Source organism: Micromonospora sp. NPDC002296 (genome assembly GCF_040296145.1).
Lineage (GTDB): Bacteria > Actinomycetota > Actinomycetes > Mycobacteriales > Micromonosporaceae > Micromonospora.
In genome coordinates this window covers 17872-43781 of the sequence record NZ_JBEOWQ010000021.1, presented here as the reverse complement: position 1 = coordinate 43781, position 25910 = coordinate 17872, and the positions used below count along the sequence as shown (strand labels likewise).

21 protein-coding genes, 1 tRNA gene and 1 other RNA gene are annotated in these 25910 nt (G+C 71.6%); 9 read left to right on the top strand and 14 right to left on the bottom strand.

What is annotated here, in order from left to right; translation table 11 throughout:
* Nucleotides 1-18: 18 nt before the first annotated feature.
* Nucleotides 19-1146 (bottom strand): acyl-CoA dehydrogenase family protein, encoded by a 1128-nt coding sequence (locus tag ABT023_RS17905; protein WP_502890706.1) that lies wholly within the window; start codon nucleotides 1144-1146, stop codon nucleotides 19-21.
* Nucleotides 1147-1483: 337 nt separating this feature from the next.
* Between ABT023_RS17905 and ABT023_RS17900 the strand changes: the two genes are divergently transcribed.
* Both ABT023_RS17900 and ABT023_RS17895 read left to right on the top strand, forming a co-directional pair.
* Nucleotides 1484-2014 (top strand): SigE family RNA polymerase sigma factor, encoded by a 531-nt coding sequence (locus ABT023_RS17900; RefSeq protein WP_350886749.1) that lies wholly within the window; start codon nucleotides 1484-1486, stop codon nucleotides 2012-2014.
* Nucleotides 2011-3453, top strand: coding sequence for a hypothetical protein (locus ABT023_RS17895; RefSeq protein ID WP_350886747.1), 1443 nt, complete (start codon nucleotides 2011-2013; stop codon nucleotides 3451-3453). Before ABT023_RS17900 ends, ABT023_RS17895 begins: the two co-directional genes overlap by 4 nt.
* 563 nt (nucleotides 3454-4016) lie before the next feature.
* Here the strand turns inward: ABT023_RS17895 and ABT023_RS17890 are convergent.
* The 3 genes from ABT023_RS17890 to ABT023_RS17880 all read right to left on the bottom strand — a co-directional run bounded on the left by ABT023_RS17890 (nucleotide 4017) and on the right by ABT023_RS17880 (nucleotide 6629).
* Complete coding sequence (locus tag ABT023_RS17890) at nucleotides 4017-5327, bottom strand: hypothetical protein (RefSeq protein WP_350886744.1); 1311 nt, start codon at nucleotides 5325-5327, stop codon at nucleotides 4017-4019.
* Between the two features lie 553 nt (nucleotides 5328-5880).
* Nucleotides 5881-5953: transfer RNA gene (locus ABT023_RS17885), tRNA-Ala, on the bottom strand.
* A gap of 85 nt (nucleotides 5954-6038) precedes the next feature.
* A complete protein-coding gene (locus ABT023_RS17880) occupies nucleotides 6039-6629 on the bottom strand; it encodes a YqgE/AlgH family protein (protein ID WP_350886741.1) in 591 nt (196 codons plus the stop codon).
* A 242-nt stretch (nucleotides 6630-6871) separates the two neighbouring features.
* Between ABT023_RS17880 and ABT023_RS17875 the strand changes: the two genes are divergently transcribed.
* Together ABT023_RS17875 and mdlC are read left to right on the top strand one after the other, a co-directional pair.
* A complete protein-coding gene (locus ABT023_RS17875) occupies nucleotides 6872-7675 on the top strand; it encodes an S-methyl-5'-thioadenosine phosphorylase (RefSeq protein WP_350886866.1) in 804 nt (267 codons plus the stop codon).
* Nucleotides 7676-7825: 150 nt separating this feature from the next.
* Nucleotides 7826-9421 carry a benzoylformate decarboxylase gene (mdlC, locus tag ABT023_RS17870; RefSeq protein WP_350886739.1) on the top strand — a complete coding sequence of 532 codons (1596 nt, stop codon included), beginning with the start codon at nucleotides 7826-7828 and terminating at the stop codon, nucleotides 9419-9421.
* A gap of 16 nt (nucleotides 9422-9437) precedes the next feature.
* On the opposite strand, the gene ABT023_RS17865 is transcribed toward mdlC, so the two are convergent.
* The 8 genes from ABT023_RS17865 to pruA form a co-directional block, all read right to left on the bottom strand.
* Entirely contained in the window at nucleotides 9438-10502 is a 1065-nt protein-coding gene (locus tag ABT023_RS17865) for a hypothetical protein (protein ID WP_350886736.1), read from the bottom strand.
* A 185-nt stretch (nucleotides 10503-10687) separates the two neighbouring features.
* Nucleotides 10688-11064: a transfer-messenger RNA gene (ssrA, locus tag ABT023_RS17860) on the bottom strand.
* Nucleotides 11065-11170: 106 nt separating this feature from the next.
* A complete protein-coding gene (smpB, locus tag ABT023_RS17855) occupies nucleotides 11171-11650 on the bottom strand; it encodes an SsrA-binding protein SmpB (protein ID WP_161687388.1) in 480 nt (159 codons plus the stop codon).
* Between the two features lie 135 nt (nucleotides 11651-11785).
* Complete coding sequence (gene ftsX / locus ABT023_RS17850) at nucleotides 11786-12661, bottom strand: permease-like cell division protein FtsX (RefSeq protein WP_350886733.1); 876 nt, start codon at nucleotides 12659-12661, stop codon at nucleotides 11786-11788.
* A gap of 67 nt (nucleotides 12662-12728) precedes the next feature.
* The gene (gene ftsE / locus ABT023_RS17845) at nucleotides 12729-13409 is read right to left on the bottom strand and encodes a cell division ATP-binding protein FtsE (protein WP_117665857.1); all 681 of its coding nucleotides are present in this window, start codon (nucleotides 13407-13409) and stop codon (nucleotides 12729-12731) included.
* Between the two features lie 118 nt (nucleotides 13410-13527).
* Nucleotides 13528-14649 (bottom strand): peptide chain release factor 2, encoded by a 1122-nt coding sequence (prfB, locus tag ABT023_RS17840; protein ID WP_161687382.1) that lies wholly within the window; start codon nucleotides 14647-14649, stop codon nucleotides 13528-13530.
* A gap of 166 nt (nucleotides 14650-14815) precedes the next feature.
* Nucleotides 14816-15331, bottom strand: coding sequence for a helix-turn-helix transcriptional regulator (locus ABT023_RS17835; RefSeq protein ID WP_350886730.1), 516 nt, complete (start codon nucleotides 15329-15331; stop codon nucleotides 14816-14818).
* Nucleotides 15332-15497: 166 nt separating this feature from the next.
* Nucleotides 15498-17126, bottom strand: coding sequence for an L-glutamate gamma-semialdehyde dehydrogenase (gene pruA, locus ABT023_RS17830; RefSeq protein ID WP_350886728.1), 1629 nt, complete (start codon nucleotides 17124-17126; stop codon nucleotides 15498-15500).
* Between the two features lie 447 nt (nucleotides 17127-17573).
* On the opposite strand from pruA, the gene ABT023_RS17825 reads away from it, so the two are divergent.
* Nucleotides 17574-18656, top strand: a complete 1083-nt coding sequence (locus ABT023_RS17825) for a hypothetical protein (RefSeq protein ID WP_350886725.1) — start codon at nucleotides 17574-17576, stop codon at nucleotides 18654-18656.
* A 58-nt stretch (nucleotides 18657-18714) separates the two neighbouring features.
* Here the strand turns inward: ABT023_RS17825 and ABT023_RS17820 are convergent, their stop codons facing one another.
* On the bottom strand, nucleotides 18715-19224 hold the full coding sequence (locus ABT023_RS17820) for a DUF6912 family protein (protein WP_350886723.1): 510 nt from the start codon (nucleotides 19222-19224) through the stop codon (nucleotides 18715-18717).
* A gap of 199 nt (nucleotides 19225-19423) precedes the next feature.
* Between ABT023_RS17820 and ABT023_RS17815 the strand changes: the two genes are divergently transcribed.
* Nucleotides 19424-19651: a helix-turn-helix transcriptional regulator gene (locus ABT023_RS17815; protein ID WP_350886720.1), complete on the top strand. Its 228-nt coding sequence runs from the start codon at nucleotides 19424-19426 to the stop codon at nucleotides 19649-19651.
* Between the two features lie 98 nt (nucleotides 19652-19749).
* Complete coding sequence (locus ABT023_RS17810; RefSeq protein WP_350886718.1) at nucleotides 19750-20352, top strand: Rv3235 family protein; 603 nt, start codon at nucleotides 19750-19752, stop codon at nucleotides 20350-20352.
* A 186-nt stretch (nucleotides 20353-20538) separates the two neighbouring features.
* On the opposite strand, the gene secA is transcribed toward ABT023_RS17810, so the two are convergent.
* Entirely contained in the window at nucleotides 20539-23454 is a 2916-nt protein-coding gene (secA, locus tag ABT023_RS17805; protein WP_350886716.1) for a preprotein translocase subunit SecA, read from the bottom strand.
* A gap of 160 nt (nucleotides 23455-23614) precedes the next feature.
* On the opposite strand from secA, the gene ABT023_RS17800 reads away from it, so the two are divergent.
* Together ABT023_RS17800 and ABT023_RS17795 are read left to right on the top strand one after the other, a co-directional pair.
* Nucleotides 23615-24784 (top strand): GNAT family N-acetyltransferase, encoded by a 1170-nt coding sequence (locus ABT023_RS17800; protein ID WP_350886714.1) that lies wholly within the window; start codon nucleotides 23615-23617, stop codon nucleotides 24782-24784.
* Nucleotides 24781-25899 (top strand): GNAT family N-acetyltransferase, encoded by a 1119-nt coding sequence (locus ABT023_RS17795; protein ID WP_350886712.1) that lies wholly within the window; start codon nucleotides 24781-24783, stop codon nucleotides 25897-25899. Before ABT023_RS17800 ends, ABT023_RS17795 begins: the two co-directional genes overlap by 4 nt.
* The last annotated feature ends 11 nt before the right edge of the window (nucleotides 25900-25910 follow it).

Genomic DNA, 25910 nt, shown 5'->3' with positions numbered 1-25910 from the left:
CGGCCGGGTCGGGCCCGCTCACTTGAAGGCGGCGTGGCCGGTCAGCACCTGTCCGATGATCAGCTGATGCACCTCGGAGGTGCCCTCGTAGGTGAGCACGGATTCGAGGTTGGCCGAGTGGCGGATGACCGGGTAGTCGAGGGTGATCCCGGCCGCGCCGAGGATGGACCGGCACTCGCGGGCGATGGCGATGGCCTCCCGCACGCTGTTGAGCTTGCCCAGGCTGACCTGCCGGTGGTCGAGGGTGCCGGCGTCCTTCATCGCGCCGATCTGCAACGCCAGCAGCATCCCCTTGCCCAGTTCAAGCCCCATGTCGGCGAACTTGAGCTGGGTGGCCTGGTACGCGGCGAGCGGCTTGTCGAAGATCAGGCGGCTACGGGCGTACGCGATCGTCGTCTCCAGGCAGTCGTGGGCCGAGCCCAGCGCCCCGAAGACGATGCCGAAGCGGGCCTCGTTGAGACACGACAGCGGCCCGGACAGGCCGGCGGCCTCCGGCAGCATCGCGTCGGCGGGCAGCCGCACGTCGTCGAGGACGAGTTCCGAGGTCACCGAGGCGCGCAGGGAGAGCTTGCGGGTGATCTCCGGGGCGGTGAAGCCGGGGGTGCCGGCGGGGACGAGGAAGCCGCGTACGCCCTCGTCGGTGCGGGCCCACACCACGGCGACATCCGCGACGGAGCCGTTGGTGATCCACATCTTGGTGCCGTTGAGCACCCAGTCGTCCCCGTCGCGGCGGGCCCTGGTCCGCATGCCGGCCGGGTCGGAGCCGAAGTCCGGTTCCGTCAGGCCGAAGCAGCCGATCGCCTCGCCTGCGGCCATCCGGGGCAGCCACTGCTGCTTCTGCTCCTCGGAGCCGAACCGCCAGATGGCGTACATGGCGAGCGATCCCTGCACCGAGACCAGGGAGCGCACCCCCGAGTCGCCCGCCTCCAGCTCGAAGCAGGCCAGCCCGTACGCGACGGCGGAGGTGCCGGCACAGCCGTAGCCCTTCAGGTGCATGCCGAGCACGCCGAGTTCGCCGAGTTCGAGGGCCAGGTCCCGGACGGGCAGGCTCCCGTCCTCGTACCAGGTGGCGATCTCCGGGCGGATCCGCCGGTCGACGAAGCCACGTACGGCGGCCTGGAGGGCCCGGGTGTCGTCGTCGATCAGCGCGTCGACGCCGAAGTACGCGAGCGTGGGCGCGGGGGTAGACAGGGTCACGATTCGGTCCTCCCAGGGTTTCCAGGTGCGTGATCACGCTACGCGCGACGGCGACGGCCATCGCGTCCAGCGTGTCGTGGGTCATCGCCGTTCGGCCGGGAGGACCGCCGCCGGGCACATCGGGTGGCCCCGTCGCGCCGTCGGCTGTCGCCTGCCCGAGCCAGACGCCGGCAGATCCATCCGATCCGTCTCGACGTACGGTTTCCCGCTCAACCTCGGACGCCGCCGATCGCGTCTCACTCTGCATCCGCACGTGAACGCGAGGCGGACGCGACCTGGAGGTGGCGTGACTCGGCACGAGGACGACGAACAGTTCCGGCTGTTCGTACAACGACAGTGGGGGCCGTTGCTCCGAACGGCCTACCTGCTGACCGGCGACCGGGGGGCAGCCGAGGACCTGGCGCAGTCGGCGTTGGAGAAGACCCATCGGCGCTGGGGGCGAGTGCTGCGCAGGGACGCGCCCGAGGTGTACGTACGCCGGGCGATGGTCAACACGGCGATCTCCTGGCGGCGTCGGCGGCGACCGCTGGAGGTGCCGCTGCTGACCTCCGACAGCGCGCCGACGCCGGACGCGTACGCGCAGGTGGAGGAGCGGCAACTGCTCCTCACCGCGCTGCGGCGGTTGCCGCCCAGGACCCAGGCGGTTCTGGTGCTGCGCTACTTCGAGGACCTCAGCGAGGCGGACACCGCCAAGGTTCTCGGCTGCTCCATCGGCTCGGTGAAGAGCCAGGCGTCGCGCGGGTTGGCCCGGCTGCGGGTCGAGTTTGCCCCGCCCGCCCCGCAGTCCCCGGTACGGCTCGAGAAGGAACTGGCATGACCGAGAGCTTCGCGAATTCGACGCTCAATCCTGTGCTGTGCCAGGCCGCGCACGGCGTCGACGTACCTGAGGATCCGTGGCCGGGGTTCGCCCGGCGCGAGCGACGGCACCGGCGGACGCGGCTGATCCGGGCGGCGGTGGCCGCCGCGGTCGTAGCCGCGCTCGTCGGGGTCCAGGCCAACGTGGTGCCCCTGCCCGGGTGGGTGCCGGGCATCGCGGTGGCCGCCGCCCCGACAGCGCTGCTCGACGCGCCGCCCCGGGGCGCACTGGCCGGCGATCAGGCCTGGCTGGACACGCTGCGGGCACGGATCAGCACCGATCCGCGGCTGAGCACCGACACGCCGCTGGGCGGCTGGGACCCGGGCGGCATGTGGAAGGCCGGCGATCGCGACCGGATTCGTCTGCTCTACGGCAGTGACCAGCCGGGCCGCCGGGTGGCGCTGGTCGCGGTGCCGCTGCGCTTCGGCCTGCTGACCAAGGAGGCGCTGGTCTGGTACGTGGGTCCGGCCGGGGCCGGTGCCCAACAGATGCGCTACGCCGGCCACAGCGAGGATGCCCGCGACCCGGTGATGACCCTGATGCAGGCCGGTCCCGACGGGCGCGGATTCGCGGTCGTCGTCGGGCCGGCCGAATCCACCGTGATGATCAGTGGCGACCCTCGGTACACGCCGACGGGAACCCTGGAGTACCAGGACCTCGCCAGGGCGGACGGCAGCGGGGTTGGGTTCGCCGTCCTGTCCCCCGCGCCGCTTCGGAACGAACCCGTCGTCCGGGTCAGCCGTGGCGGCCAGGTGCTCTACCAGGGCGGCCTGGGCGGCGGCCCGTACGCCGGGATCGACCCGACCTGGCCGGAGATGGACGTCCTGCTCACCGCCGCCCGACGGGGCGCCCTAGGTACGCCGCTGGAGGACGCCAACCTGCGCAACTTCGTCGAATCGGCGCTCCTCGACAGTCGCCTCCCGGCTGCCCGGACGACGGTGCGGGTGCGTTGGTCGGGCAGCGAGCACGGCCAGGCCGCCGCGCTGCTCACCGTGCAGCCTGCCGGCGGCGGGGTGATCGCGTACGCCATGCACGGCGACGACCGAACCGGCTGGTGGACCGACCTGCGGCTGCTGCTGCCGGCCGAGGGCGCCGACCAGCGACCGATCGGCTGGCGAATCCGGACCGACAACGGCACCCGCACGCCGACGGGCCAGGTGCGGGTGATCGCCCCGCCGAACGCGGCCCGCGTCACGGTCACGGTCGGCGGCGCACCCCCGGCCACGGTCGCCCTCGACGCGTCGAACGCCGGCACCACCCGGATACCGCCGGACCAGCCGGCCACCCTCACCGCGTACTCCGCGGACGGCGGCGTCCTCGGCACCACGCCGTTACCCCCGGTCGAGGCCGACATGTCGGGCCTGCCGGGCGACAGCCCGGCCACCCGGGTGAACCCCTGAGGAATCGCAAGCGTGGCCGAGCCGTCCGAGGACGGCTCGGCCACGCCGAGCAGGTCGCCCCGTTGCCCTCGTCGGTCTCCGCGACGTGCTGGACGTGCGTTTGGGCCGCCGAGGAACGGAGGCCGGTCGCTCATTGGCGGCGGCGCCGTGCCGCCCCGTCCGGCCCATCATCCCCACACCGCCTGGAGGGTGATGGGCATCACATGATTGGCCCTGCGGCCGGCCGCCCGGGGGCAGGTGAGGGTCAAACGACAAAGGCTTGCTCGCCGCGAACGGCGAGCAAGCCTTTGATCGTTTATCTCAAGGTGGAGCCGAGGGGACTCGAACCCCTGACCCCCACACTGCCGTGGGGCTCTCGGCCGACACCCGATGCCCGGGCCTGGCAGCAAACGCGGATGTAAGCCCCGCACCCCTCTACTCCCCGCCTGTCCCCGCCGGCAACCGATTCAACTGGCACGGCTCTGGCGTGCCCCGGCGGAGCGGCATGCTGGCGCCGTCACGCCGGAGGCACCCGGCACCCGGCGCCCGGGGCACCTCGGCACGCTTTCCAGTGTCTCGGACGCTTACGCTTCACCCCGGTCACGTCCTCGACGCCTGAAAATGCTTGCCAGTCCGCCCTCAACGTTGACATCCGATGCGACCAGCAGGGCGAATGCGCCAGTTACGAGGGCGGCTTGAATGGCGCCTGTACCCGCAGCGTCCGAATCGACCATCGGTAGCTTGTGATAGAACAAACCTAGCAGCCCCAGGGCCATTGCCGGCACAACTCGGCGCGTGAATGCAGCTACGCGATTCAACAAGCTTGCTCGCGGCTGATCGTCGGCGTCCGGCCAGTTGCCGGTACACAGCTTCTCGACGTCGCTTAACATTTCTTGCAAAACGGCGTCGGCTTCACGCGGCGCTATCGCGTCAAGCAGTGCGCGCTCATGCGCTGCCAGGCGCGAGCAAAAAATATTCGCTCTAGTGCGATAGAGGTCTCGGTCGCCTCTGCTGCCGCCGTAACTACGTATGCACCGGTCGACGTCGAGAACCATTTCTGCTCTATGGAATCGCATCGCGATGACCACCCTCTTCTTGGCGCTTCTCTTCCTCAGGGCGGCCCGATTTCGATGGATGTGCCACATTAGCCGCAAGTATGCTTGTACGATAATGTAAGGAGGCGGCAGATAGCCGTAGACTCGCCGGCTAATCAGTTCCGCCGGCGACCTATAGCCAGATAGCCGCCAGATCATCTCGATCGTGGTAGCTGCTCCGACGTAAAGGGCGATGCTTGCTGCGAGACTGTGAGCCACCGCTAGCGCATGAGCTTTTTGGTCTGCTTTTAGGTTCTCCTGATCCAAAATAGATGCCAGCATCTCATTACCGGCTCCTCGAAGCACCCACCACGTAAAGAAGACCGCAAGCCCTATTTCTGTCATATGTCGGAGCAGTGGGGCGATCGAGAATGGAGGGATGTGAGCCAACAGGCCGAACATGACGGTCGCAGCTAGCCACAAAACGAACGCCATAAACCCGACGCCTGCAACATCACCGGCGGAAAGTTGCGGGCTCAGCAACGATGTTGTCAGCAGGGGAATCCCAATAAGCGCAAAGGTTACTAAACCTGCGCCGACGACCGCCAGGACGTCTCTCAATATCCAATAATCATGGAATGCCGAGTAGGTCGCGATTCGCCGAATCGCAAGAACAGTGGAGTCATCTGGGCCGTCGATGCTTGAGCCGTACCGGGAGGCGATATCGAGCCAGCTTCTGTTTAGCCCGCGAGCGTATGCAAGGGCGCGAATTGTCGGCCAGTGCCGAATTCGTGACTGGACGTCGAGCGCCAGACCCCTCAGGCCCTGCTCCAAGTCTTCCCTCTGCACCGTGGTAGACATGGGTGACGCTCTCCCTCGTAGCCGGACGCCGGATCAGAGTATCTCCCGATGTCAATAGAATTTCGACTGTCGCTCGTGCCCCGCGCGTGACTTTCACCAAAGGGAAGCCAGCACGAACGGTGCCTTCAGGCAACGAAATAGCGGGGCATCGATGGCGGTTGGAAAATTTGCCGCCTCGATGCCCCGCCTCTATCCGAGATGCATCTGCACTGTCAACAATCGGCGGCTGATTTCGGCGGCAAGCGATGCCGATCCGCGCGGATTGAGACGACCCGTTAGGTCGATCCGGCCACTGGGGCTACGAGCCCACGATGACTTCGTCATCAAGCCGACGCAGAGGTCGACAGAACCGGCAGTCATCCCCGTCGAGCCTTCTACTTCGAGCGCGAATGTAGGACAGAAGGAGACAGGAGCCTAAACGCTCCGCAGCGATGGCCCAAGGCCAGGCATCATCACCCATCTGGCACGGCTCTGGCACAGCGGCGTCAAGCCATGAGAAACGAGAAACGCCCTGGTGGGGGAAATAATCCCCCACCAGGGCGTTTCATAAGGGTGGAGCCGAGGGGACTCGAACCCCTGACCCCCACACTGCCAGTGTGGTGCGCTACCAGCTGCGCCACGGCCCCTCACCTTGCCCCCGGTCGCCCGGGCACGGAGAGAACTATACACACGCCGGCCGCCATGGTCATCTCGCGGGCCCCCGCCCACGGGTCAGTTCAGCGCGACGTCCGGCGGGAAGTGGGCGACCGCCGCCATCATGCCGCCCTGCCGGCGCAGGACCATCGGCCACAGGTCGTCCGGGCGGTCGACGAAGGCGTCCCCCGGCAGCGCGTCGAAGACGAACCAGGAACCGTCCTCGATCTCCTGTTCGAGCTGGCCCGCGCCCCAGCCGGAGTAGCCGGCGAAGACCCGGATGCCACCGATGCTCTCCCGCATCCGCTCCGGGTCGGCGGAGAGGTCGATCGTGCCGACGGCGCCGGCGACCTGGTGGAAGCCGCGCAACCGCTTGACCGGCCCGCGCATCCGGGCCAGGCAGATCGCCGAGTCCGGCTGCACCGGCCCGCCCTCGAACAGCACCGCCGGGTCCCGGGCAAGGTAGCTCCAGTCGCCGAGAACGTCGACGACCGGGACCTCGGTGGCCCGGTTGAGCACCACGCCCAGCGCCCCGCCCGGCTCGTGCGCGACGAGCAGCACCACCGTCCGGTCGAAGTTCGGGTCCTTGAGCGTCGGGGTCGCGACCAGCAGCCGTCCGGTCATCGACTCCATCGCACGCCCGCCGATCGCCTGGTCTTCTCCCTGCATGTCAGACATCCGTCAGCCACGCGCCGAGGAACGGGGGCCGTCGCCCCGGACGTCGGCACCGCGGCCGGACCGGACGGCATCGACGCCGGGGCCGAGCGGGGATGTGGAGGGCCACACCCGGCCGGCACGGGACTCCGCGCTCATCCCTGCTGTCAACGCCATGCCTGGCACCATAGCTTGCGGTCGGGGCACTGGCTAAGGTCTGACCGGTGGATGATCGAGTGCGACCCGAGGGGGCGACGATGGGGCCGACGGCGGACATCGCGGTGATCGGCGGCTCGGGGCTCTACGCCCTCCTGGAGGGCGCCACCGAGCACCGGGTGGAGACGCCGTACGGGGAGCCGTCGGACCCGGTGACGATCGCCGAGGTGGGCGGCCGGCGGGTGGCGTTCCTGCCCCGCCACGGGCGCGACCACCGGCACCCGCCGCACCTGATCCCGTACCGGGCGAACCTGTGGGCGCTGCGGTCGCTCGGGGTGCGCCAGGTGCTCGCCCCGTGCGCGGTCGGCGGGCTGCGTCCCGAGCTGGGGCCGGGCACCTTCGTGGTGCCGGACCAGCTCATCGACCGCACCAGCGGCCGGGTCCAGACGTACTACGACCGGGGCGCGGTGCACGTGACCTTCGCCGACCCGTACTGCCCGGTGGGCCGCCGGACGCTGCTCGACGCGGCAGCCGGGCGGGGCGTGTCGGCGGTCGACGGCGGGACGATGGTGGTGGTGGAGGGGCCGCGCTTCTCCACCCGGGCGGAGTCGCGCTGGTTCACCGCGATCGGCGGGGCGGTGGTCAACATGACCGGCCACCCGGAGGCGGTGCTGGCCCGGGAGTTGGCCCTCTGCTACACCCCGATCGCCCTGGTCACCGACCTGGACGCGGGGGTGGAGAGCGGCGAGTCGGTGACCCAGGAGGAGGTCTTCCGGGTCTTCGGCGAGAACACCGACCGGCTGCGCGGGGTGCTGCTGGACGCGGTCGCCGCCCTACCGACAGGGCGGGACTGCCCGTGCGGGCGGGCGCTGGACGGGATCAAGCTGCCCTTCCCGCTCCCCTGACCCCGGGCCGGCGCGGCGGCGATCACTGCGGGCTGGCGCGAATTGCCCGGTAGGTGAGCCTTTTCCGGATAGATTCGGCAGGTCGGGGGCCCGATCGCCGCGTCGTCTCCGGCGAGGAGGCAGCCCGCGCCGCGACACGGAGGCCCACCGATGGCAACGGTCCGCGAGACGACGTACGACCTGCTCCGGGCGCTGGGCCTGACCACCGTCTTCGGTAACCCCGGCTCCACCGAGGAGCCGTTCCTGCAGGAGTTCCCCGCCGACTTCCACTACGTGCACGCCCTGCACGAGGCGTCCGCGGTGGGAATGGCCGACGGGTACGCCCAGGCGACCGGCCGCCCCGCGCACGTCAACCTGCACACCGCCCCGGGCACCGGCAACGGCATGGGCAACCTGGTCACCGCCTGGCACAACAAGACCCCACTGATCGTCACCGCCGGCCAGCAGACCCGGGAGATGCTGCTGATCGAGCCCCGACTGACCAGCCGCCGGGCGGTCGAACTGACCCAGCCGTACGTCAAGTGGGGCTACGAGCCGCCCCGCGCGCAGGACATCCCGGCGGCGTTCATGCGGGCGTACGCCACGGCGGTGCAACCGCCGGCCGGCCCGGTCTTCCTCTCCCTGCCGCTGGACGACTGGCAGCAGCCGGCGTCCGGGGCGCCCGAGGTGCGCACGGTGGCCACCCGGTACGCCCCGGACCCGACCCGGCTGCGCGAGTTCGCCGCCACGGTGGCCGCCAGCCGCTCCCCGGCCCTCGTCCTCGGCGGGGCGGTCGACCGGGCCGGAGCGTGGCCGGCGGCGGTCGCGCTGGCCGAGCGGCTGGCCGCCCCGGTCTGGTCCGCGCCGGCCCCGGAACGGGCCGCGTTCCCCGAGGACCACCCGTACTACCGGGGTGTGCTGCCGTACGCGATCGGGCCGCTGGGCGACGCGCTGCGCGGGCACGACACGGTGCTGGTGGTCGGCGCGCCGGTGTTCCGGTACTACCCGCACGTGCCCGGGGACTACCTGCCCGCCGGCTCCCGGTTGCTGCACGTGACCGACGACCCGGAGGAGACGGCCCGCGCGCCGGTCGGGGACAGCCTGCTCGGCGACCCGGGTCTGGCGCTCGCCGCCCTGGTCGACCTGCTCCCGGCGGCCGAGCGCCCGCCCCCGCCGGCCCGGCCCGCCCCGGAGCCGCCCGACCTGGGCCCGCCGCTGAGCCCCGACGGTCTCTTCGCCATCCTGGCCCGGAACTGGCCGCCCGACGGGGTGCTGGTGCAGGAGTCACCGTCCAACCTGGCCGCGCTGCGCCGTCGGCTGCCGGCCACCCGGCCCGCGTCCTACTTCACGATGGCCAGCGGCGGGCTCGGCTTCGGGCTACCGGCGGCGGTCGGGATCGCGCTGGCCGAGCGGGACACCGGGCGGGGCCGCCCGGTGGTGGCGGTGATCGGGGACGGGTCGTTCCACTACTCGGTACAGGCCCTGTGGACGGCCGCGCGGCTGCGCCTGCCGCTCGCCGTCGTCGTCCCGGTCAACCAGCAGTACGCGATCCTCAAGTCGTTCGCCGAACTGAAGCACACCCCCGGGGTTCCGGGCCTGGACCTGCCCGGCCTGGACATCACCGCGGTGGCCCGAGGGTACGGCTGCGCCGCCACGGTCGTCGAGGAACCCGACGGGTTGGGTGACGCGCTGCGCGCTGCGCTGGCCGCAGACCGGCCCACCGTGCTGCCGGTGCCGATCAGCACCGATATCCCGCAGCTGCTCTGAGCCCCGGACGGGCGGCTCAGCGGCGCAGGACCAGCGGCGCACCGGTGGCCACGTCGAGCACCGTCCGGTCGCCGAGCGCCGCCTTCAGGGTGACGGTGACCGGCTTGAGCAGAAGCTGATCGGTGCAGATGCCGGTGGCCGGGGTGACGCCGCCGCCGACCACCACCACGTCGTCTCGCTCCCGCACCAGCGGGGTGGGCGCGGGGTCGCAGGCGCCCACGCCGACCCGCCAGGTCAGCCGGGCCCCGTCGACGGCCTGTAGGTCTTGGGCACTGACCACGCCGTCGGGCACCGGCCCGGTGGGCGCGACGCCCTGGGGCACGGCGGTGACCGAGCCGGGCGCGACCGCGAGCCGGGCCACCGGGGCCTTCAGCTCCTCGACGGTGAACACCCAGGCCGGGACCTGTGCCTCGCCCCGGCTGGTGCGCACCGGCGCGGTGCCGAGCCGCACGGCGGTGACGGTCAGCGGCACGCAGGCTGCCGACGGCACGCTGCTCACCGGCCCGTCCGGCCCCGGCTCGATGATCGGCCCACCCGTGGCACCGGGCTCGGTGATCGGCCCGTCCGGCCTCGGCTTGAGGATCGGCCCGTCGGGGCCGGGCTCGATGGTCGGCCCGTCCGTGGCACCGGGCTTCGGCCGGAAGCCCGGTCGCTTTTCGGGCATCGGCCGCTGCGGCCGTCCCTCGCACGGCGGCGGATCGCCCTGGTCGAGCTGTCGGTACGCCGTGCCGGCGCTGATCAGCGGCACGGTCAGCGCCCCGTCGGGGAAGCGGATCGTGGCGTCGGCCGGCTCGGCGGTGGGCACCGCGACCTGCTCCCGGTACCAGCCGTTGCGGAACGCCTGCTCGGTCTCCGGGGTGAAATCGGGGTCCCCGAGCAGCACGGTCGGCTCCTGGAGCGGCACGTAGCCGGCGGTCCAGGCGTTCCCGGGCCGCCACGCCTCGGCCACCCCGGCGGCCCGCTGGTGGAACGGCTCCCACCGGTCGTCGGCGCCGCCGGGGCCCGGCTCCGACCCGGCCGGGGCGCAACCGGCTGCGATGAGGAGCAGGGGCAGGCTCACCAGGGCGAGAACTGGACGCATGTCCCTTCGACGCGCCCGTGCCGTTTCCGGTTCCCCGGCTTCGGGTCACCGGCAGGGGTCGTTGCGTTGTCGAAGTCGGGGTCCTTGGCCTCCCCACCGGCCCGAACCCCGTGCGGCCCGGACGGCTGTGCGGCCCGGACACGGCTGTGCGCCCCGGTCCAGGTGGACCGGGGCGCACAGTCAGGTGGTGGAGGTGCCGGGAATCGAACCCGGGTCCTTCGCCGGTTTGTCAGGGCTTCTCCGAGCGCAGCTCGCTATGCCTCTACTCGGCCCCACCGCTCACGCGAGCGAGTTGGTGTGACGGGCCCAGTCGCTGATTAATCTCGCCGCACGGACCCCGCGACCGGGTCCGATTGGCCAGCCCTCTAACTGATGCCGGCTGACTGGGACGAAGGCGTTCCCAGGCCGACAGACTCAGCTACTCGCCTCAGGCGGCGAGAGCGAAGTCAGCGCGATTGTTCTTGGCGCTTATAAGTTTCCGACGACCGATTCTCGAGACGACGTCGGCTTCCTCGGCTCGCTTCCCCTGTCGCTGCGTACGAAGTCGAAACCAGTCACCCCCTCGACGGGCCGCCCCTGTCGGCGGCTCCACACAAGCCTAACGCCTTCCGCAACCGGTTTCATCCCGAGGCCCGCTCCGGCGTGCCGGAACGGACAAACGGGATGAATCAGTCGTCCATCCCCTTGCCGCGCCGGCCGGCGGCCCGGGCGATCTCCCGGTCCGCGTCCCGCTTGGCGAGGTCCTGCCGCTTGTCGTACGACTTCTTGCCCTTGGCCAGGGCGATCTCCACCTTGGCCCAACCGTCGGAGAAGTAGACCTGCAACGGGACCATGGTCAGGCCGCCCTCACGGGTCTTGCCGATCAGCCGGTCGATCTCCAGCCGCTTGAGCAGCAGCTTGCGGGTACGCCGGGGCTCGTGGTTGGTCCAGGTGCCCTGGGTGTACTCCGGGATGTGCATGGAGTGCAGATACAGCTCGCCGTCGCGCTCCTGGGCGAAGGCGTCGACCAGCGACGCCCGCCCCGCCCGCAGCGACTTCACCTCGGTGCCGGTCAGCTGCATGCCCGCCTCGTACGTGTCGAGGATGGCGTAGTCGTGGCGCGCCTTCTTGTTGGAGGCGACGACCTTGCGCCCCTTCTCCCGTGGCATCGGCGCCACCTCCCCTCGTTGCGGCTCCCGGCCGGGGCCGGAAGCGGAGATCATGCTACCCGAACGACAAGGGCCCTCCGGCGCGGATTATTCCGCGCCGGAGGGCCCTGCCGCGTCGGACGGACCCGAGGGTGGCTAGACCCGCAGGTAGAACCGGAGGGTCACCCACGCGGTGGCGGCGCTGACCAGACCGCCCACGCCGGCCATGATCGGGAAAACGACGAGGATGTCGCCCCAGCCGACCGGGGAGAGCAGCCCCTGAAGGTCGCTGAGCGCCCCGTCGAACAGCAGGTATTTCGCCGCTATCAGGGCGACAAGGGCGAGCAGCGAGCCGATCAGGCCCGCGACCACGGCCTCCAGCACGAACGGCGCCTGGATGAACCAGTTGGACGCGCCGACCAGCTTCATGACCGCGACCTCACGCCGCTTGCTGTACGCGGCGACCTGGATCGTGTTCGCGACCAGCAGCAACGCGGCGATTGCCATCACCGCCGCGGCCGCCAGCGCGATGTTCTGGATCGAGGTGAGGATCTTGAAGATCTTGTCCAAAAGTTGGCTCTGGTCGACGATCTCGTCGACGCCCTCGGTGTCCTTGTACTGGTTGTAGATCTCCCGGTACTGCTCGGGGTTGACCAGCTTGAGCCGGAACGACTCGGGCAGGCTGTCCGCCTTGACCGCGCTGAGCAGGTCGGGCGCGTCCTGGAACATCTCCTGGAAGCGCTTGTACGCCTCGGCCTTGTCAACGAAGACAACCTCCTTGATCAGGGGGTCGCTCTTCAGCTTGGCGTCGATGTCGGCGCGCTGCTGCTCGTTGGCCTCCTTCTTCAGGAAGATCGAGACCTCGATGTTCTTGTAGTAGAGGTCCTTCATGTCGTTTACCTGGCTGTACATCAGACCGCTGGCACCGAGCATGGTCAACGACACGGCCATCGTGATGATCATCGCGATGGTCATGGTCACGTTGCGCCACAGTCCGACCAGTACCTCGGACAGGACGTATTTCACGCGCATCGGGAATTCCTCCGGGTCTCCGGCGTGAGGTGATCGTCGTCAGGCTGCACAGGGGTGGAGCGCCGGCTCACCCGTAGACGCCACGGGCCTGGTCGCGCACGATGCGACCGCTCTCGATCTCGATGACCCGCCGCCGCATCTGGTTCACGATGTTGGAGTCGTGGGTGACCATCACGACGGTCGTGCCGGTGCGGTTGATCCGGTCCAGGAGGCGCATGATCTCGATCGACGTGTCCGGGTCCAGGTTTCCGGTCGGCTCGTCCGCGAGCAGGATCAGCGGACGGTTCACGAACGCTCGGGCGACGGCGACCCGCTGCTGCTCACCGCCGGAGAGCTCGTGCGGGTAGCGGTGTTCCTTGCCACCGAGCCCGACCAGCTCCAGCACCTCGGGAACGACCCGGCGGGCAACCGCCTTGGTCTTGCCGATCACCTCGAGGGCGAACGCCACGTTCTCGTACGCGGTGCGGTTCGGCAGCAGCCGGAAGTCCTGGAAGACACAGCCGATCGAACGCCGGAAGTGCGGTCGCTTCCAGGATCGCATCGAGGTGACGTCCTTGCTGTTGACGACGACCCGCCCCTTGTTGGGGGTCACCTCGTGCAGCAGCAGCTTGATGATGGTGGACTTGCCGGAGCCTGATGGACCGATGAAGAAGACGAACTCGCCCTTCTCGATCGAGACGGACACGTTGTCGAGCGAAGGCCGGGACGCCTTCGGGTACGTCTTCGTCACTTGCTCAAGCTGAATCACGGGTGGTGAGTCTACGCGGTGTAACCGATGAGCCAAGCCCCCACGCCCGCCGATGCGAGGCGCGTCATCGAAAGACCCGGTTAACGGGAGATCGACGACGCGCTCCGCCCACAATCGGTCACGCTGCGTCGCCGGCGAGCTGCCGCTGCTTGCGCCAACGGATACCGGCTTCGATGAAGCTGTCCAACTCGCCGTCGAAGACCGAGGTCGGATTGCCGGTCTCCTGCTCGGTTCGGAGATCCTTCACCATCTGGTACGGGTGCAGGACGTACGAGCGCATCTGGTCGCCCCATGAGCCGGCGGCGTTCTCCTTGAGCCCCTCCAGCTTGGCCTGCTCCTCCTGGCGCTTGCGCTCCAGCAGCCGGGCCTGGAGCACCCGCATCGCGGACGCCTTGTTCTGGAGCTGGGACTTCTCGTTCTGGCAGGTCACCACGATGCCGGTGGGGATGTGGGTGAGCCGCACCGCCGAGTCGGTGGTGTTGACGCTCTGCCCGCCCGGGCCGGAGGACCGGTAGACGTCGACCCGCATCTCGTTCTCGGGGATGTCGATGTGGTCGGTCTGCTCGGTCACCGGCAGCACCTCGACGCCGGCGAAGCTGGTCTGCCGGCGGCCCTGGTTGTCGAACGGGCTGATCCGCACGAGGCGGTGGGTGCCGGACTCCACGCTCAGCGTGCCGTAGGCGTACGGGACCTTGACCGCGAAGGTGGCGGACTTCAGGCCCGCCTCCTCCGCGTACGAGGTCTCGTAGACCTCGGTGGGGTAGCCGTGCCGCTCGGCCCAGCGCAGGTACATCCGCAGCAGCATCTCGGCGAAGTCGGCCGCGTCCACGCCGCCGGCCCCGGCCCGGATCGCCACCAGCGCCTCCCGCGAGTCGTACTCGCCGGACAGCAGGGTGCGAACCTCCATCTCCTGGATGGCCTTGGTGAGCCCGCCGATCTCGGTCTCCACCTCGGTGAGCACCCCGGGGTCGTCCTCGGCCTCGGCGAGCTCCAGCAGCACGCGGGCGTCGTCGAGCCGGGAGCGCAGGCTGCCCAGCTTGCTGATCTCGCCGTTGACGTACGACAGCTGGGAGGTCACCTGCTGCGCCTTGGCCTGGTCGTCCCACAGGTCCGGCGCGGAGGCCTGCTCCTCGAGGCGGGCCTTGTCCTCGTGCAGTCGGTCGAGGTTGAGCACGGCCTCGATGTTGCGCAGGGTGGCGTCGAGTTCCTTGAGCTGTTCGGCGTAATCGGCAGCGGTCACGACAGACAAGACTACTGCGAATACGGCAGGTCAGCTTGCGAGCCCCACGGTGGCGGGCGAAAAGTGTCCGCGCGGCCGACCGGCACGGGCCTGTCGGCCGCGCTGGTCACGGGCGGACGCCGTCCCGGGGACGGCCCGGTGGCGGGGTGGCGGGCCGTCGATCGGGTCAGCCGACGGGGGCGGACTTCAGCCAGGACAGGGCGGCCTTGTGGTAGGCGACGGCGAACTCCAGCGCGCTGGCGTCGTACGCGTCGCCCTCTTTCTTGGCGTTCTTCACCTGTTCCCGCACCCGGGCCAGGGCCTCGCTGTGGTATTCGTTGGCGGAGGCCTGGAGGCTGCGCAGTTGGGCTTGCGAGTGCAGGCCGCCGAAGGCGACCCGCAGGGCGATCGGGTTGCGGATGGTGTCCCGCCCCGGGTCCTCGGCCAGCCAGCGGGAGAACGTCCGCTTGCCGGCCGCGGTGATCGCGTACGGCTGGCTGGATCGGGGGCCGGGCTTGCCCAACCGCACCAGACCGCGCTCGGCCAGCACCGGCAGCTCGCGGTAGACCTGGCTGCGGGTCATCGACCAGTACGGGGCGAGCTTGCGCTCGGCGGCGGCCATCAGCTGACCGCCTGTCATGGGACCCTCGTGGAGCAGCCCGAGGAGGGCCGCCGCCGTAGGGTTCACTCCGGAATCCGCCATGCCCCTTACGCTGCCACTTTGCCGACCCGGCGTCCAGGATTTGCCATTTTCGCCACCCTGGAGGGTTTCCTTTGTGCACTGTCGGCGGGCGACAGTCCGTTGAGGGCCGGTCACGCTGCGCACGGCCGGGGCCCCCGCGACGCGGCGGGAGCCCTCGCCGGACGCGTCAGCCCATGTGGGGGTAGGTGTGGTCGGTCGGTGGGACGAAGGTCTCCTTGATCGTCCGGGGCGACATCCAGCGGACCAGGTTGTGCCAGGAGCCGGCCTTGTCGTTGGTGCCGCTGGCCCGGGCGCCGCCGAACGGCTGCTGCCCGACCACCGCGCCGGTCGGCTTGTCGTTGATGTAGAAGTTCCCGGCCGCGTAGCGCATGCGCTCGGCCACCGCGTCGACCACCCGCCGGTCAGTGGCGAAGATCGCCCCCGTCAGCGCGTACGGGGCGATCGACTCGGCCTGGGCGACGACCTCGTCGAAGCGGGCGTCGTCGAAGACGTGCACGCCGAGGATCGGGCCGAAGTACTCGGTGGTGAACGTCTCGTGTGCGGCGTCGGTGCACTCGAACAGGGTCGGCCGGACGAACCACCCGACCGAGTCGTCGGCGGTGCCGCCGGCCAGCACGGTGCAGGAGCCGTCGCCGGAGATCAGCTCCAGGGCGGCGGTGTGCCGGTCGAACGCCTTGGCGTCGATCACCGCCCCGCCGAAGTTGGTGAAGTCGGTGACGTCGCCGTAGGTCAGCGAGTCGGCGGTGGCGGCCAGCCGGTCGCGCAGCCCGCCCTCCCAGAGCGACCGCGGGACGTACGCCCGGGACGCGGCCGAGCACTTCTGGCCCTGGTACTCGTACGCGCCGCGGATCAGCGCGGTGTGCAGCGCGTCCACGTCGGCGCTGGTGTGCGCGACCACGAAGTCCTTGCCGCCGGTCTCGCCGACCAGCCGGGGGTAGCCCCGGTAGCGGTGGATGTTGTCACCGACGGTCCTCCACAGCTGCTGGAAGACCTTGGTCGAGCCGGTGAAGTGGATGCCGGCCAGGTCCGGATCGGCGAGCACCACGTCGGAGACCTCCTCGCCCCGCCCGGTGACCATGTTGATCACGCCGGGCGGCAGGCCGGCCGCCTCGAACAGCCGCATGGTGAAGTGCGCGGCGAACTGCTGGGTCGGGCTCGGCTTCCAGACCACGGTGTTGCCGAGCAGCGCCGGGGCGGAGGGCAGGTTGCCGGCGATCGCGGTGAAGTTGAACGGGGTGACCGCGTAGACGAAGCCCTCCAGGGGGCGGTGGTCGAGGCGGTTCCACACCCCCGGGGAGGAGAGTGGCTGCTCCTCCAGCAGGCCCCGCGCGAAGTGCACGTTGAACCGGAGGAAGTCGATCAGCTCGCAGGCCGCGTCGATCTCGGCCTGGACGGCGGTCTTCGACTGGCCGAGCATGGTGGCGGCGTTGAGGGTGTCCCGCCACGGGCCGGAGAGCAGTTCGGCGGCGCGCAGGAAGATCGCCGCGCGCTCCTCGAACGGCAGGGCCCGCCACATCGGGGCGGCGTCCTTGGCGGCCCGCACCGCGGCGTGGGCGTCGTCGTGGGTGGCGTGGCCGGTGACGCCCAGCACGTGGCCGTGCCGGTGCGGCTGCACCACGTCGATCGGCTCGCCGCCGGCCATCCGCTGCTCGCCGGCGATGGTCATCGGCAGGTCGAGGCGCTCGCCGGCCAACTCGGCCAGGCGTCGCTGGAGCCGCTCCCGGTCGGCGCTGCCCGGCTCGTAGGCACGGACCGGCTCGTTACGCGGCTCGGGTACGGAGAACACGGCGTCCATCGGGGCTCCTGGCGATCTCGGCAGCGGTGGCGAAATCGGACCCGCGGGCACCGGCCGGGCGGCCGGACGCCGTACGCCGCGGGCTGCACCGGTCGCGGCGGCGGGACCTGCGCCGATTCTCCCACGCCGCACCCCCGGTTTCGCCTCGCCCCGGCCCCACCCACCCGACCTGGCCCGCGCCGCGCCGTCGGCCCCCGCCCTGCGAATCGCCGCCGACCCGCCTCCACCTCCGGCGATTCCCTCGCCCAGCCCCCGCCGTCCTTACGATTCCTCGCCCACCGCCACCCACTCCCGCTCCGCCCAAGGCCGCGGGACGGGCGGGTCGGGGGGCGGCGGACGGGCGGAGGGCCGGCGGTCGGGTGGCGCGTACGCTGGATGGCCGGTGACCAGCCCCGCCCGCGTGCCGGCAGAGCCGGCCGGGTCCGGGCGTCCGTCGAAGGGGAGACGATGAGCAACCAGCCCGGCAGCGCCACCGCCGCGGAGCCGGACCAGCCGGTGCAGGGCGCCCCGGCCGGGGACGACGAGCCGGGCGACGCCGCCGGGCCGGCGGCGCCCGTGGAGCCGGAACCGACCGCCGGCGGTACGACCCCGGCGCGCGCCCCGGGGGCGGTCCTGCTGGCGCTGCTGTCCGTGGGCTGGCTGGCGGCGATGCTCTGGTCCACCCGGGCGGTGATCACCTCCGCCGAGGCGGGGGTCACCGCGATCAGCCTCTCCGCGTTCGCGCTGCCCGGGGTCATCTCGGCCGCGCTGGTGGCCGGTGCGGCGGTCGCCCTGGCGGTGACCAACCTGCTGGCCCGGCGGGGCACCGAGCGGGTCACCCTGCGCTTCGCCGTCGCGGTCGGCACCGGCGTGCTGGTCGGGCTCGCGGCGGCGGTGGTGATCAACCTGACCTATTACGACAACGCGACCACCAACGTCATCGCCGGCACCACCGCTGCGGCGGCGATCATCGGCGGCGCCGTGGCCGGCGCAGGCAACGCCCGGGTGGCCGGTGCGATCATCGCCGCCACGCTCGGCGCGCTGGTCTTCGTGGTGGCGTTCAGCCGGGCCCGGGACCCGCTGTTCGACCTCTTCGGCGCGGGCGACACCCAGGAGTCGATGGTCGGCGCCGCGAAGTGGGTGTCCCGGTCGGAGTCCCTGCTCGCCGGCCTGCTGGCGGGGCTGCTCGCCTTCGGGTACCTCACCTGGGCCAGGCGGCGCGCCGAGCGGCGCGACCCGGCCTCGCCCACCCCCCGCTGGCCCGGCTACCTGCTGGCCGGGGCCGGTCCCGGCCTGCTCCTGCTGCTCGCCGAGATCATCATCCGGGTCGGCGGGCGCTCGCTGCTCGACCTGGCCGGCGCGCTCAGCGAGGCGGACGCAGTCGCCCAGACCTCGCTGGGCACCTCGCGGATCGACAACGGGATCTGGGTGCTCTTCGTCGGCGCGCTCACCGCGCTCATCGCCTTCGGCCGCACGCTGGGCCCCGCTCCGGGCGACGACGCCACCGAGACCGCCGACGACGAGGCGGCGGCGGGGGCGGGCGACCGCTGACGGGCGACGCGTCCCCCGGCCCGGACCGCCCGGCCCGTCGGCACGGGGTGCGCGGGCGTCAGGACGCGGCGCGCAGCAGCTGCTCCAGCTCGCTGACGTCGTACCACTCCAGCTCGTGGTCCTCGGCGCCGTCGACGGTGAACTGGGCGTCCGGGTCGTCGGCCAGCGCCTCGGCGGCCACGGCAGCGGCGGCGGCCACGTCGTCACGCGCGTCGTCGCCGTCTACGTGCAGCGCGGCCACCGCCGTCACCGGCACCGGTCGGACCAGCCGGACCGCGCTGGAGCCGAGCACGTCGTCGGTGCGCCGCAGCGCCGAGGCGGGAACGTCGACGGCGACCACCGCGCGCCGACGGGGCGCGGCCGGATCGTCCCGGAGCAGGAGCAGCGCGTCCTGGGCGGCCCGGGTGAACGCGACGTACTCCAGTTCCTCCTCGTCGCCCTCGGCGTACCACTCGCGCAGGGCGGGGGTCACGGTGTGGGCGTCGGTCTCGGGCAGTCCCTGCTCGGGGAGGCGGGCCAGCATCGGCACGATCGCCGGCACGTACACCCGGACAAGCTCCTCGGTCACCGGTCGTCTCCCCCGCTCCGCCTGCCGGCCGGCGTGCGCCGGCCCCGGGCGCCGATCATGCCGTACGCCCTGACCGTCATACACCCCGCACCCGCCGCCCGGAAGGTTGCCGCGCGGGCGGCGGGTCGGCGGCGGGTCGGCGATGCTGTCGGCAGCGGATGGCAAACTGAGGCAAACGACGTCAACCCCGGGAGTTTTCATGGAGCCGAGGTTCCTGCTGCTCTCCGACGTGGCCGCCGAGCTCAACGTGTCGGACTCGCAGGTCTACCACATGGTGCGCAGCGGTGAGCTGCCCGGGATCAAGATCGGCGGTCGGGGGCAGTGGCGGGTCGAGCGCGCCCGCCTGGAGGAGTACATCGAGCACAAGTACGCCGAGACCGCCGAGTGGGTCCGGGACAACCCGCTGAACGACCGCGACGCCGAGTAGCGGACACCGCACCGAGCCATTGACCGCGGGCATCGTCCTGGCCGAGAATCGAGCCTGTCGGAGGCAAACGAAGGCAAACGCAAACATCGGGGGTTTCGATGATTGAGTCCCGACGTCCCGGGCCCGTCCGGCCTCCGGTCCGGGTGCGACCGGCGCCCCCGCTCGACCCCCCGTTCACCGAGGAGCCGGCCGAGGGCTGGCCCCGCCCGGTCGCCGCCCAACTGGCCCTCGACCTCTTCGAGGCGCACCGCCGCGTGCCGGCCCGCCCCGGCGGGCGCGCGCACGACCCCCGCCCCGCCCCTGGCGGTCCCGGGCGTTCCACTCCACCGGCCCCACCGCCCGCCGCGCTGGTCACGGCCACGCCGGAGGCCACCCGCGCCGCCCAGCGCTTCGTCACCACCTGCCTGGAGATCCTCAACGGATACCGGCCGCTCGGGCAGATCCGCCCGATGAGCGAGCCGGCCTGCTCGGCGGACGTGATGCACGAACTGACCAGGGCGGCGACGCGCACCGGCCCGGTCCGTCGCCGCTCCACCCGCCCGACCGTGCGGCTGCGCCGGCTGCGGGTCTGCGAACCCCGCCCCGCCGCAGTGGAGGCCGCAGCCGTCCTGGGCAGCGCCGCCGGGCACACCTGGGCGATGGCGCTGCGCCTGGAACATCGGCGCGGTCGCTGGCTCTGCACCGTGCTCCAGCTCGTCTGACCGCCCCCGGCGGCTGCGCCCGCGCCCCGAAGGCCGGGGCCGGAGGGCGGTCCCCGCAGCGGGGGCCGGCAGCCAGGCCGGGCACGGGGTCGACCTGGCGGACAGCAAGGGGCCCCGGCGGTCGCCGGGGCCCCTTGCGCGTGCTCGCTGGTGGGACGGGCGCCGTTGGCGGCGGCGCCGGACGGGTCAGTTGCCGCCGTTGGCGGCGCCGTGGCACCGCTTGTACTTGCGGCCGGAGCCGCACGGGCAGGGCGCGTTACGCGACGGGCCGCCGGCCTCTCCGCGCGCCGGGACCGTCTCCCGGGCGGAGTTGGCCGCCACGGCCTGCCCGCTCCCGCCGAAGGCGGCCGGGCGGCGCTGAGCCTCGGGGGTTGGCGGGGCCGCCGGCCGGGCCGGTCGCTCGGAGCGGGCCGCGCGCACCGGCGGGGCCTGCTCCTCGGGCCGCTCCACGGCTACCCCCCCGGCTCCGGCCTCACCGTCGATGGTCGGCGCGGAGTACTGCAGGCCCTGCTGCTGGGGGGCGCGACCCAGGCCCTTGGCCCGGATCTCCACCGGCTTGTCCAGCAGCTGCACCTCCTCGGCCTCGGGCTCGGCCTCCTGGACCTGGACCTCCAGGTTGTAGAGGAAGCCGACCGTCTCCTCCTTGATGCCGTCCATCATGGTGGCGAACATGTCGAAGCCCTCGCGCTGGTACTCCACCACCGGGTCACGCTGGGCGTACGCCCGCAGGCTGATGCCCTCCTGGAGGTAGTCCATCTCGTAGAGGTGCTCGCGCCACTTGCGGTCGATGACCTGAAGCAGCACCATCCGCTCCAACTCGCGGGTGCCCTCCTCACCGAGCTGCTCCTCGCGCCGGTCGTAGGCGGCGTTCGCGTCCTCCTTGAGGCGGGCGACCAGGAAGTCCTGGTCGAAGCCGGCCCGGGAGCCGATCTCCTCCTCCAACTCGGCCAGGGTGACGCCCACCGGGTAGAGCTGCTTGAGGCTGGACCAGAGCTGCTCAAGGTCCCAGTCCTCGGCGTAGCCGTCGCTGGTGGCACCGATCACGTACGCGCCGATCACGTCGTCGATCATGTTGCGGACCTGGTCGGAGAGGTCCTCGCCGTTGAGCACCCGCAGGCGCTCGGCGTAGATGACCTGGCGCTGCTTGTTGAGCACCTCGTCGTACTTCAGGACGTTCTTGCGGATCTCGGCGTTCTGGCCCTCGATCTGGGCCTGGGCGCTCTTGATCTGACGGGTCACCATCTTCGACTCGATGGGCACGTCCTCGGGGATGTTGAAGCGGTCCATCACCGCCTCGACCGCGCCGGCCCGGAACCGCTTCATCAGCTCGTCCTGCAGGGACAGGTAGAAGCGGGACTCGCCCGGGTCACCCTGCCGGCCGGCCCGACCGCGCAGCTGGTTGTCGATCCGCCGGGACTCGTGCCGCTCGGTCCCCAGCACGTAGAGCCCGCCGACGCCCGCGACCTCCTCGGCCTCGGCCTCGCAGGCCTGCTTCCACTTGGGCAGGACCTCCTCCATGGCCTTCGCGTACTCCTCCTCGTTCTCCGCCGGGTCGAGGCCGCGCTGGCGCAGCTCGTTGGCGGCGAGGAACTCGGGGTTGCCGCCGAGCAGGATGTCGGTGCCCCGGCCGGCCATGTTGGTCGCCACGGTGACCCCGCCCTTACGCCCGGCCTGGGCGACGATCTCCGCCTCCTTGGCGTGGAACTTGGCGTTCAGCACGGAGTGCGGGATGCCCCGGCGGCGCAGCAGCTGGGAGATGATCTCGGAGTTCTCCACCGAGACGGTGCCGACCAGCACCGGCTGACCGGCCTGGTGCCGCTCGGCGATGTCCTCGACGACCGCGTTGAACTTGGCCTTCTCGGTCTTGTAGATGACGTCGGCCCGGTCCTGCCGGACCATCGGCCGGTGGGTCGGGATGGTCACCACGCCGACGTTGTAGACCTTGTTGAACTCGCCCGCCTCGGTCTGGGCCGTGCCGGTCATGCCGGAGAGCTTCTCGTAGAGGCGGAAGTAGTTCTGGAGGGTGATGGTGGCCAGGGTCTGGTTCTCCTGCTTGATCTCCACCCCCTCCTTGGCCTCGATCGCCTGGTGCATGCCCTCGTTGTAGCGGCGCCCGTGCAGGATGCGGCCGGTGAACTCGTCGACGATCAGGACCTCGCCGTCGCTGACGATGTAGTCCTTGTCGCGCTTGTACAGCTCTTTGGCCTTGATGGCGTTGTTCAGGTAACCGACGAGGGGGGTGTTCACCGACTCGTAGAGGTTGTCGATGCCGAGCCGGTCCTCCACCTTCGCCACGCCGCGCTCGGTCACCGCGATGGTGCGCTTGGCGTAGTCGACCTCGTAGTCGCCCTCGCCGTCCTTGCCGGGCTGGAGCCGGGCCACCACACCGGAGAACTCGCCGTACCAGCGGGCCGAGTGCTCGGCCGGGCCGGAGATGATCAGCGGCGTCCGGGCCTCGTCGATCAGGATCGAGTCGACCTCGTCGACCACCGCGAAGTTGTGGCCCCGCTGGACCAACTCGTCCTTCGACCAGGCCATGTTGTCGCGCAGGTAGTCGAAGCCGAACTCGTTGTTGGTGCCGTAGGTGATGTCGCACTCGTACGCGGCGCGGTGCTCGCTGGCCGGCCGGTTGGGCAGCACCACGCCGACGGTGAGGCCGAGGAACCTGTGCACCTGCCCCATCCAGGCGGCGTCACGCGGGGCCAGGTAGTCGTTGACCGTGATCACGTGCACGCCCTTGCCGGACAGCGCGTTGAGATACACCGCCATGACCGAGGTCAGGGTCTTGCCCTCACCGGTCTTCATCTCGGCGATGTTGCCGAAGTGCAGCGCCGCCCCACCCATCACCTGGACGTCGTACGGCCGCTGGCCGAGCACCCGGGCGGACGCCTCGCGCACGGTGGCGAAGGCCTCCGGCAGCAGGTCGTCGAGGGTCTCACCGTCGGCCAGCCGCTCCCGGTACTGATCAGTGAGGCTCCGCAACTCGTCATCGGTGAGGTTGACGTAGTCGTCCTCGATCGAGTTGACGGCGGCGGCGATGGCCTTCAGCCGGCGCACCATACGGCCCTCGCCCGCGCGGAGGACCTTTTCCAGAATCGACACGGATCAACGCTCCCCTAGACAGTCTCGACCCATCGTAGGCGCTCCGTCGGCCCGATGGTCACTGGTGGCGGCGGTCCGATCGGCCGAAACCGACATAACGCTCGGACCGCGGGCCGGCGGCGGGATATCCGGTTACGCCCAGCGCGAACGGTCCGGCACGATGGCTCGGGTGGAACCCATGGAACTCACCGAGGACGGCCTGCTGCTGCGGCCCTGGCAGGCGACCGACGCTGACGCTGTGCACCGGGCCTGCCAGGATCCGGACATCCAGCGCTGGACCACCGTACCTCGCCCGTACCTGCCCGAACACGCCCACGGGTTCGTCACCGAACTCAGCACCGCGGCCTGGCGCGACGGCACCGGTGCCCCGTTCGCCGTCTGCGACGGCACCACCGGGGAACTGTTGGCCTCCTGCGGCCTGGTGGCGCTGGACAAGGCGGCCGGCACCGGTGAGATCGGCTACTGGGTGGCCCCCTGGGCCCGGGGCCGGGGCGTCGCCGCCCGGGCCACCCGGGCCGTCTCCCGGTGGGCGTTCGACGCGCTCGGGCTGCGCCGGTTGCTCTGGCAGGCCGAGATCGGCAACCACGCCTCCCGGCTGGCCGCGCTGCGCGCCGGCTTCCTGGTCGAGGGCGAGCTGCGGCTGGCCCACCCGACGCCCGACGGCCGGCGGGAGGGCTGGATCGGCTCCCTGTTCCCCGGCGAGCTGCCCGCGCCGGGGGCCCCCGGGCCGGCCGGACCGGGAACCCTGGACGCCCGGCGGGCCGCCGTCTTCGGCCGGGCGCAGCCCACCCTGTTCGCCACCGTCGGGGCCGGGGAGCTGCGGCTGCGGCCGATCGAGGAGCGCGACCTGGACGCGATCGCCGAAACCTGCCGCGACCCGCACACGATCGAGTGGACCACGGTGCCGGCCCCGTACGAGCGGACGCACGCCGAGGGGTTCAAGCGGGACGTCGCCGAGGCGACGTGGGCGCGCGGTACGGGGGCGTACTTCACCGTCGCCGACAGCGACGACCGGTACCTCGCCTCGATCGACCTGCGGATCTCCGCCGCCGACCCGGTGCAGGGCATGGTCGGCTTCATGACCGCGTCGCACGCCCGGGGCCGGGGCTACATGCCCGCCGCGACCGCCGCCCTGGCCGCCTGGGGCTTCACCACCCTCGGCCTGGCCCGGATCGAGTGGCGGGCGCTGGTCGGCAACACCGCCTCCCGTCGGGTGGCGGAGAAGGCCGGCTTCGTCATGGAGGGCGTGGCCCGGACCGCGCTGCCCACCCGCGACGGCACCCGCGGCGACCTCTGGGTAGCCGCCCTGCTCCCCGGGGACCTGGCATGAGGGCGCTGCCCGACACCGTCGAGGCCGAGGGGGTCCGGCTGCGGCCGTCCCACGTCGACGACGTCGCGGACACCGCGTCGGCCTGCTCCGACCCGATCACCCAGCGGTTCCTGCCCGGCCTGCCCAGCCCGTACACCGAGGCGGACGCCCGGTGGTGGGTCGCCGAGGGCGCCCCGGCGGCCTGGGCCACCGGCGGGGCCGCGTACACGATCGCGGACCCGGCGACCGACCGGCTGCTCGGCAGCATCGGCCTGAGCAACCCGGTTCCGGCGCGGGGGCAGGCGGAGATCGGCTACTGGGTCGCGCCGTGGGCACGCGGGCGCGGGGTGGCCAGCGCCGCGACCCGGGCGCTGGCCGCGGCGGCGTTCGCACACGGCACGGCCCGGCTGGAGCTGCTCACCCACCCGGAGAACACGGCCAGCCAGCGCGTCGCGCTCGCTGCCGGCTTCCGGCACGAGGGGGTACGCCGCGAGGCGGCCCCGGCCCGCGACGGCAGCCGGCACGACCGGGTCTGCTGGGCTCGGCTGGCCGACGACCCGCCCGGCCCCGTGACCCGGACCCTGCCCGACCTGCCCGGCGGCCGGCTCACCGACGGCGTGGTGACCCTGCGCCCGGTCGGCGCGGACGACGTGGAGGGGATGTACCGGCTGCACCGCCGGCCCGAGGTGGTCGCCAACCGGGTCCCGCCGGAGCCGCCGTCGCTCGCCGACATCGAGCGGCGCTGCCGCCTGGCGGGGAGCCGCTGGCTGGCCGGGCTCGCCGCCGACCTCGCCATTGTGGATGCGGCGACCGGCGAGCTGGTCGGCGGGTGCTCGCTGCACCACGACGAGCCGTCGACCGGGCAGGCGATGATCGGCTACAGCATGCTGCCCGCCGGACGGGGCCGGGGCCTGGCCACCCGGGCGGCCCGCCTCGTCGTCGGTTGGGCGTTCGACGAGATCGGGATCGCGCGGATCTGGGCGGGCACCCGCCCCGAGAACGTGGCCTCGCAGCGGGTGCTGGAGAAGGCCGGGTTCTCCCGCGAGGGCCTGCTGCGCGGCCGGCTGCCCGGCCCGGACGGCATCCGGGTCGACTCATACATCTACGCCCGGCTCGCCACCGACGTTCCCCGTTGACCCGTACGGGT

Bases quoted from the DNA above. Each gene is read 5' to 3' on its own strand.
- ABT023_RS17895 (WP_350886747.1), top strand. From the start codon at position 2,011: ATGACCGAGAGCTTCGCGAATTCGACGCTCAATCCTGTGCTGTGCCAG.
- ABT023_RS17890 (WP_350886744.1), bottom strand. From the start codon at position 5,327: ATGTCTACCACGGTGCAGAGGGAAGACTTGGAGCAGGGCCTGAGGGGT.
- ABT023_RS17880 (WP_350886741.1), bottom strand. From the start codon at position 6,629: ATGCAGGGAGAAGACCAGGCGATCGGCGGGCGTGCGATGGAGTCGATG.
- ABT023_RS17875 (WP_350886866.1), top strand. From the start codon at position 6,872: ATGGGGCCGACGGCGGACATCGCGGTGATCGGCGGCTCGGGGCTCTAC.
- mdlC (WP_350886739.1), top strand. From the start codon at position 7,826: ATGGCAACGGTCCGCGAGACGACGTACGACCTGCTCCGGGCGCTGGGC.
- ABT023_RS17865 (WP_350886736.1), bottom strand. From the start codon at position 10,502: ATGCGTCCAGTTCTCGCCCTGGTGAGCCTGCCCCTGCTCCTCATCGCA.
- smpB (WP_161687388.1), bottom strand. From the start codon at position 11,650: ATGCCACGGGAGAAGGGGCGCAAGGTCGTCGCCTCCAACAAGAAGGCG.
- ftsX (WP_350886733.1), bottom strand. From the start codon at position 12,661: ATGCGCGTGAAATACGTCCTGTCCGAGGTACTGGTCGGACTGTGGCGC.
- ABT023_RS17835 (WP_350886730.1), bottom strand. From the start codon at position 15,331: ATGGCGGATTCCGGAGTGAACCCTACGGCGGCGGCCCTCCTCGGGCTG.
- pruA (WP_350886728.1), bottom strand. From the start codon at position 17,126: ATGGACGCCGTGTTCTCCGTACCCGAGCCGCGTAACGAGCCGGTCCGT.
- ABT023_RS17825 (WP_350886725.1), top strand. From the start codon at position 17,574: ATGAGCAACCAGCCCGGCAGCGCCACCGCCGCGGAGCCGGACCAGCCG.
- ABT023_RS17815 (WP_350886720.1), top strand. From the start codon at position 19,424: ATGGAGCCGAGGTTCCTGCTGCTCTCCGACGTGGCCGCCGAGCTCAAC.
- ABT023_RS17810 (WP_350886718.1), top strand. From the start codon at position 19,750: ATGATTGAGTCCCGACGTCCCGGGCCCGTCCGGCCTCCGGTCCGGGTG.
- ABT023_RS17800 (WP_350886714.1), top strand. From the start codon at position 23,615: ATGGCTCGGGTGGAACCCATGGAACTCACCGAGGACGGCCTGCTGCTG.
- ABT023_RS17795 (WP_350886712.1), top strand. From the start codon at position 24,781: ATGAGGGCGCTGCCCGACACCGTCGAGGCCGAGGGGGTCCGGCTGCGG.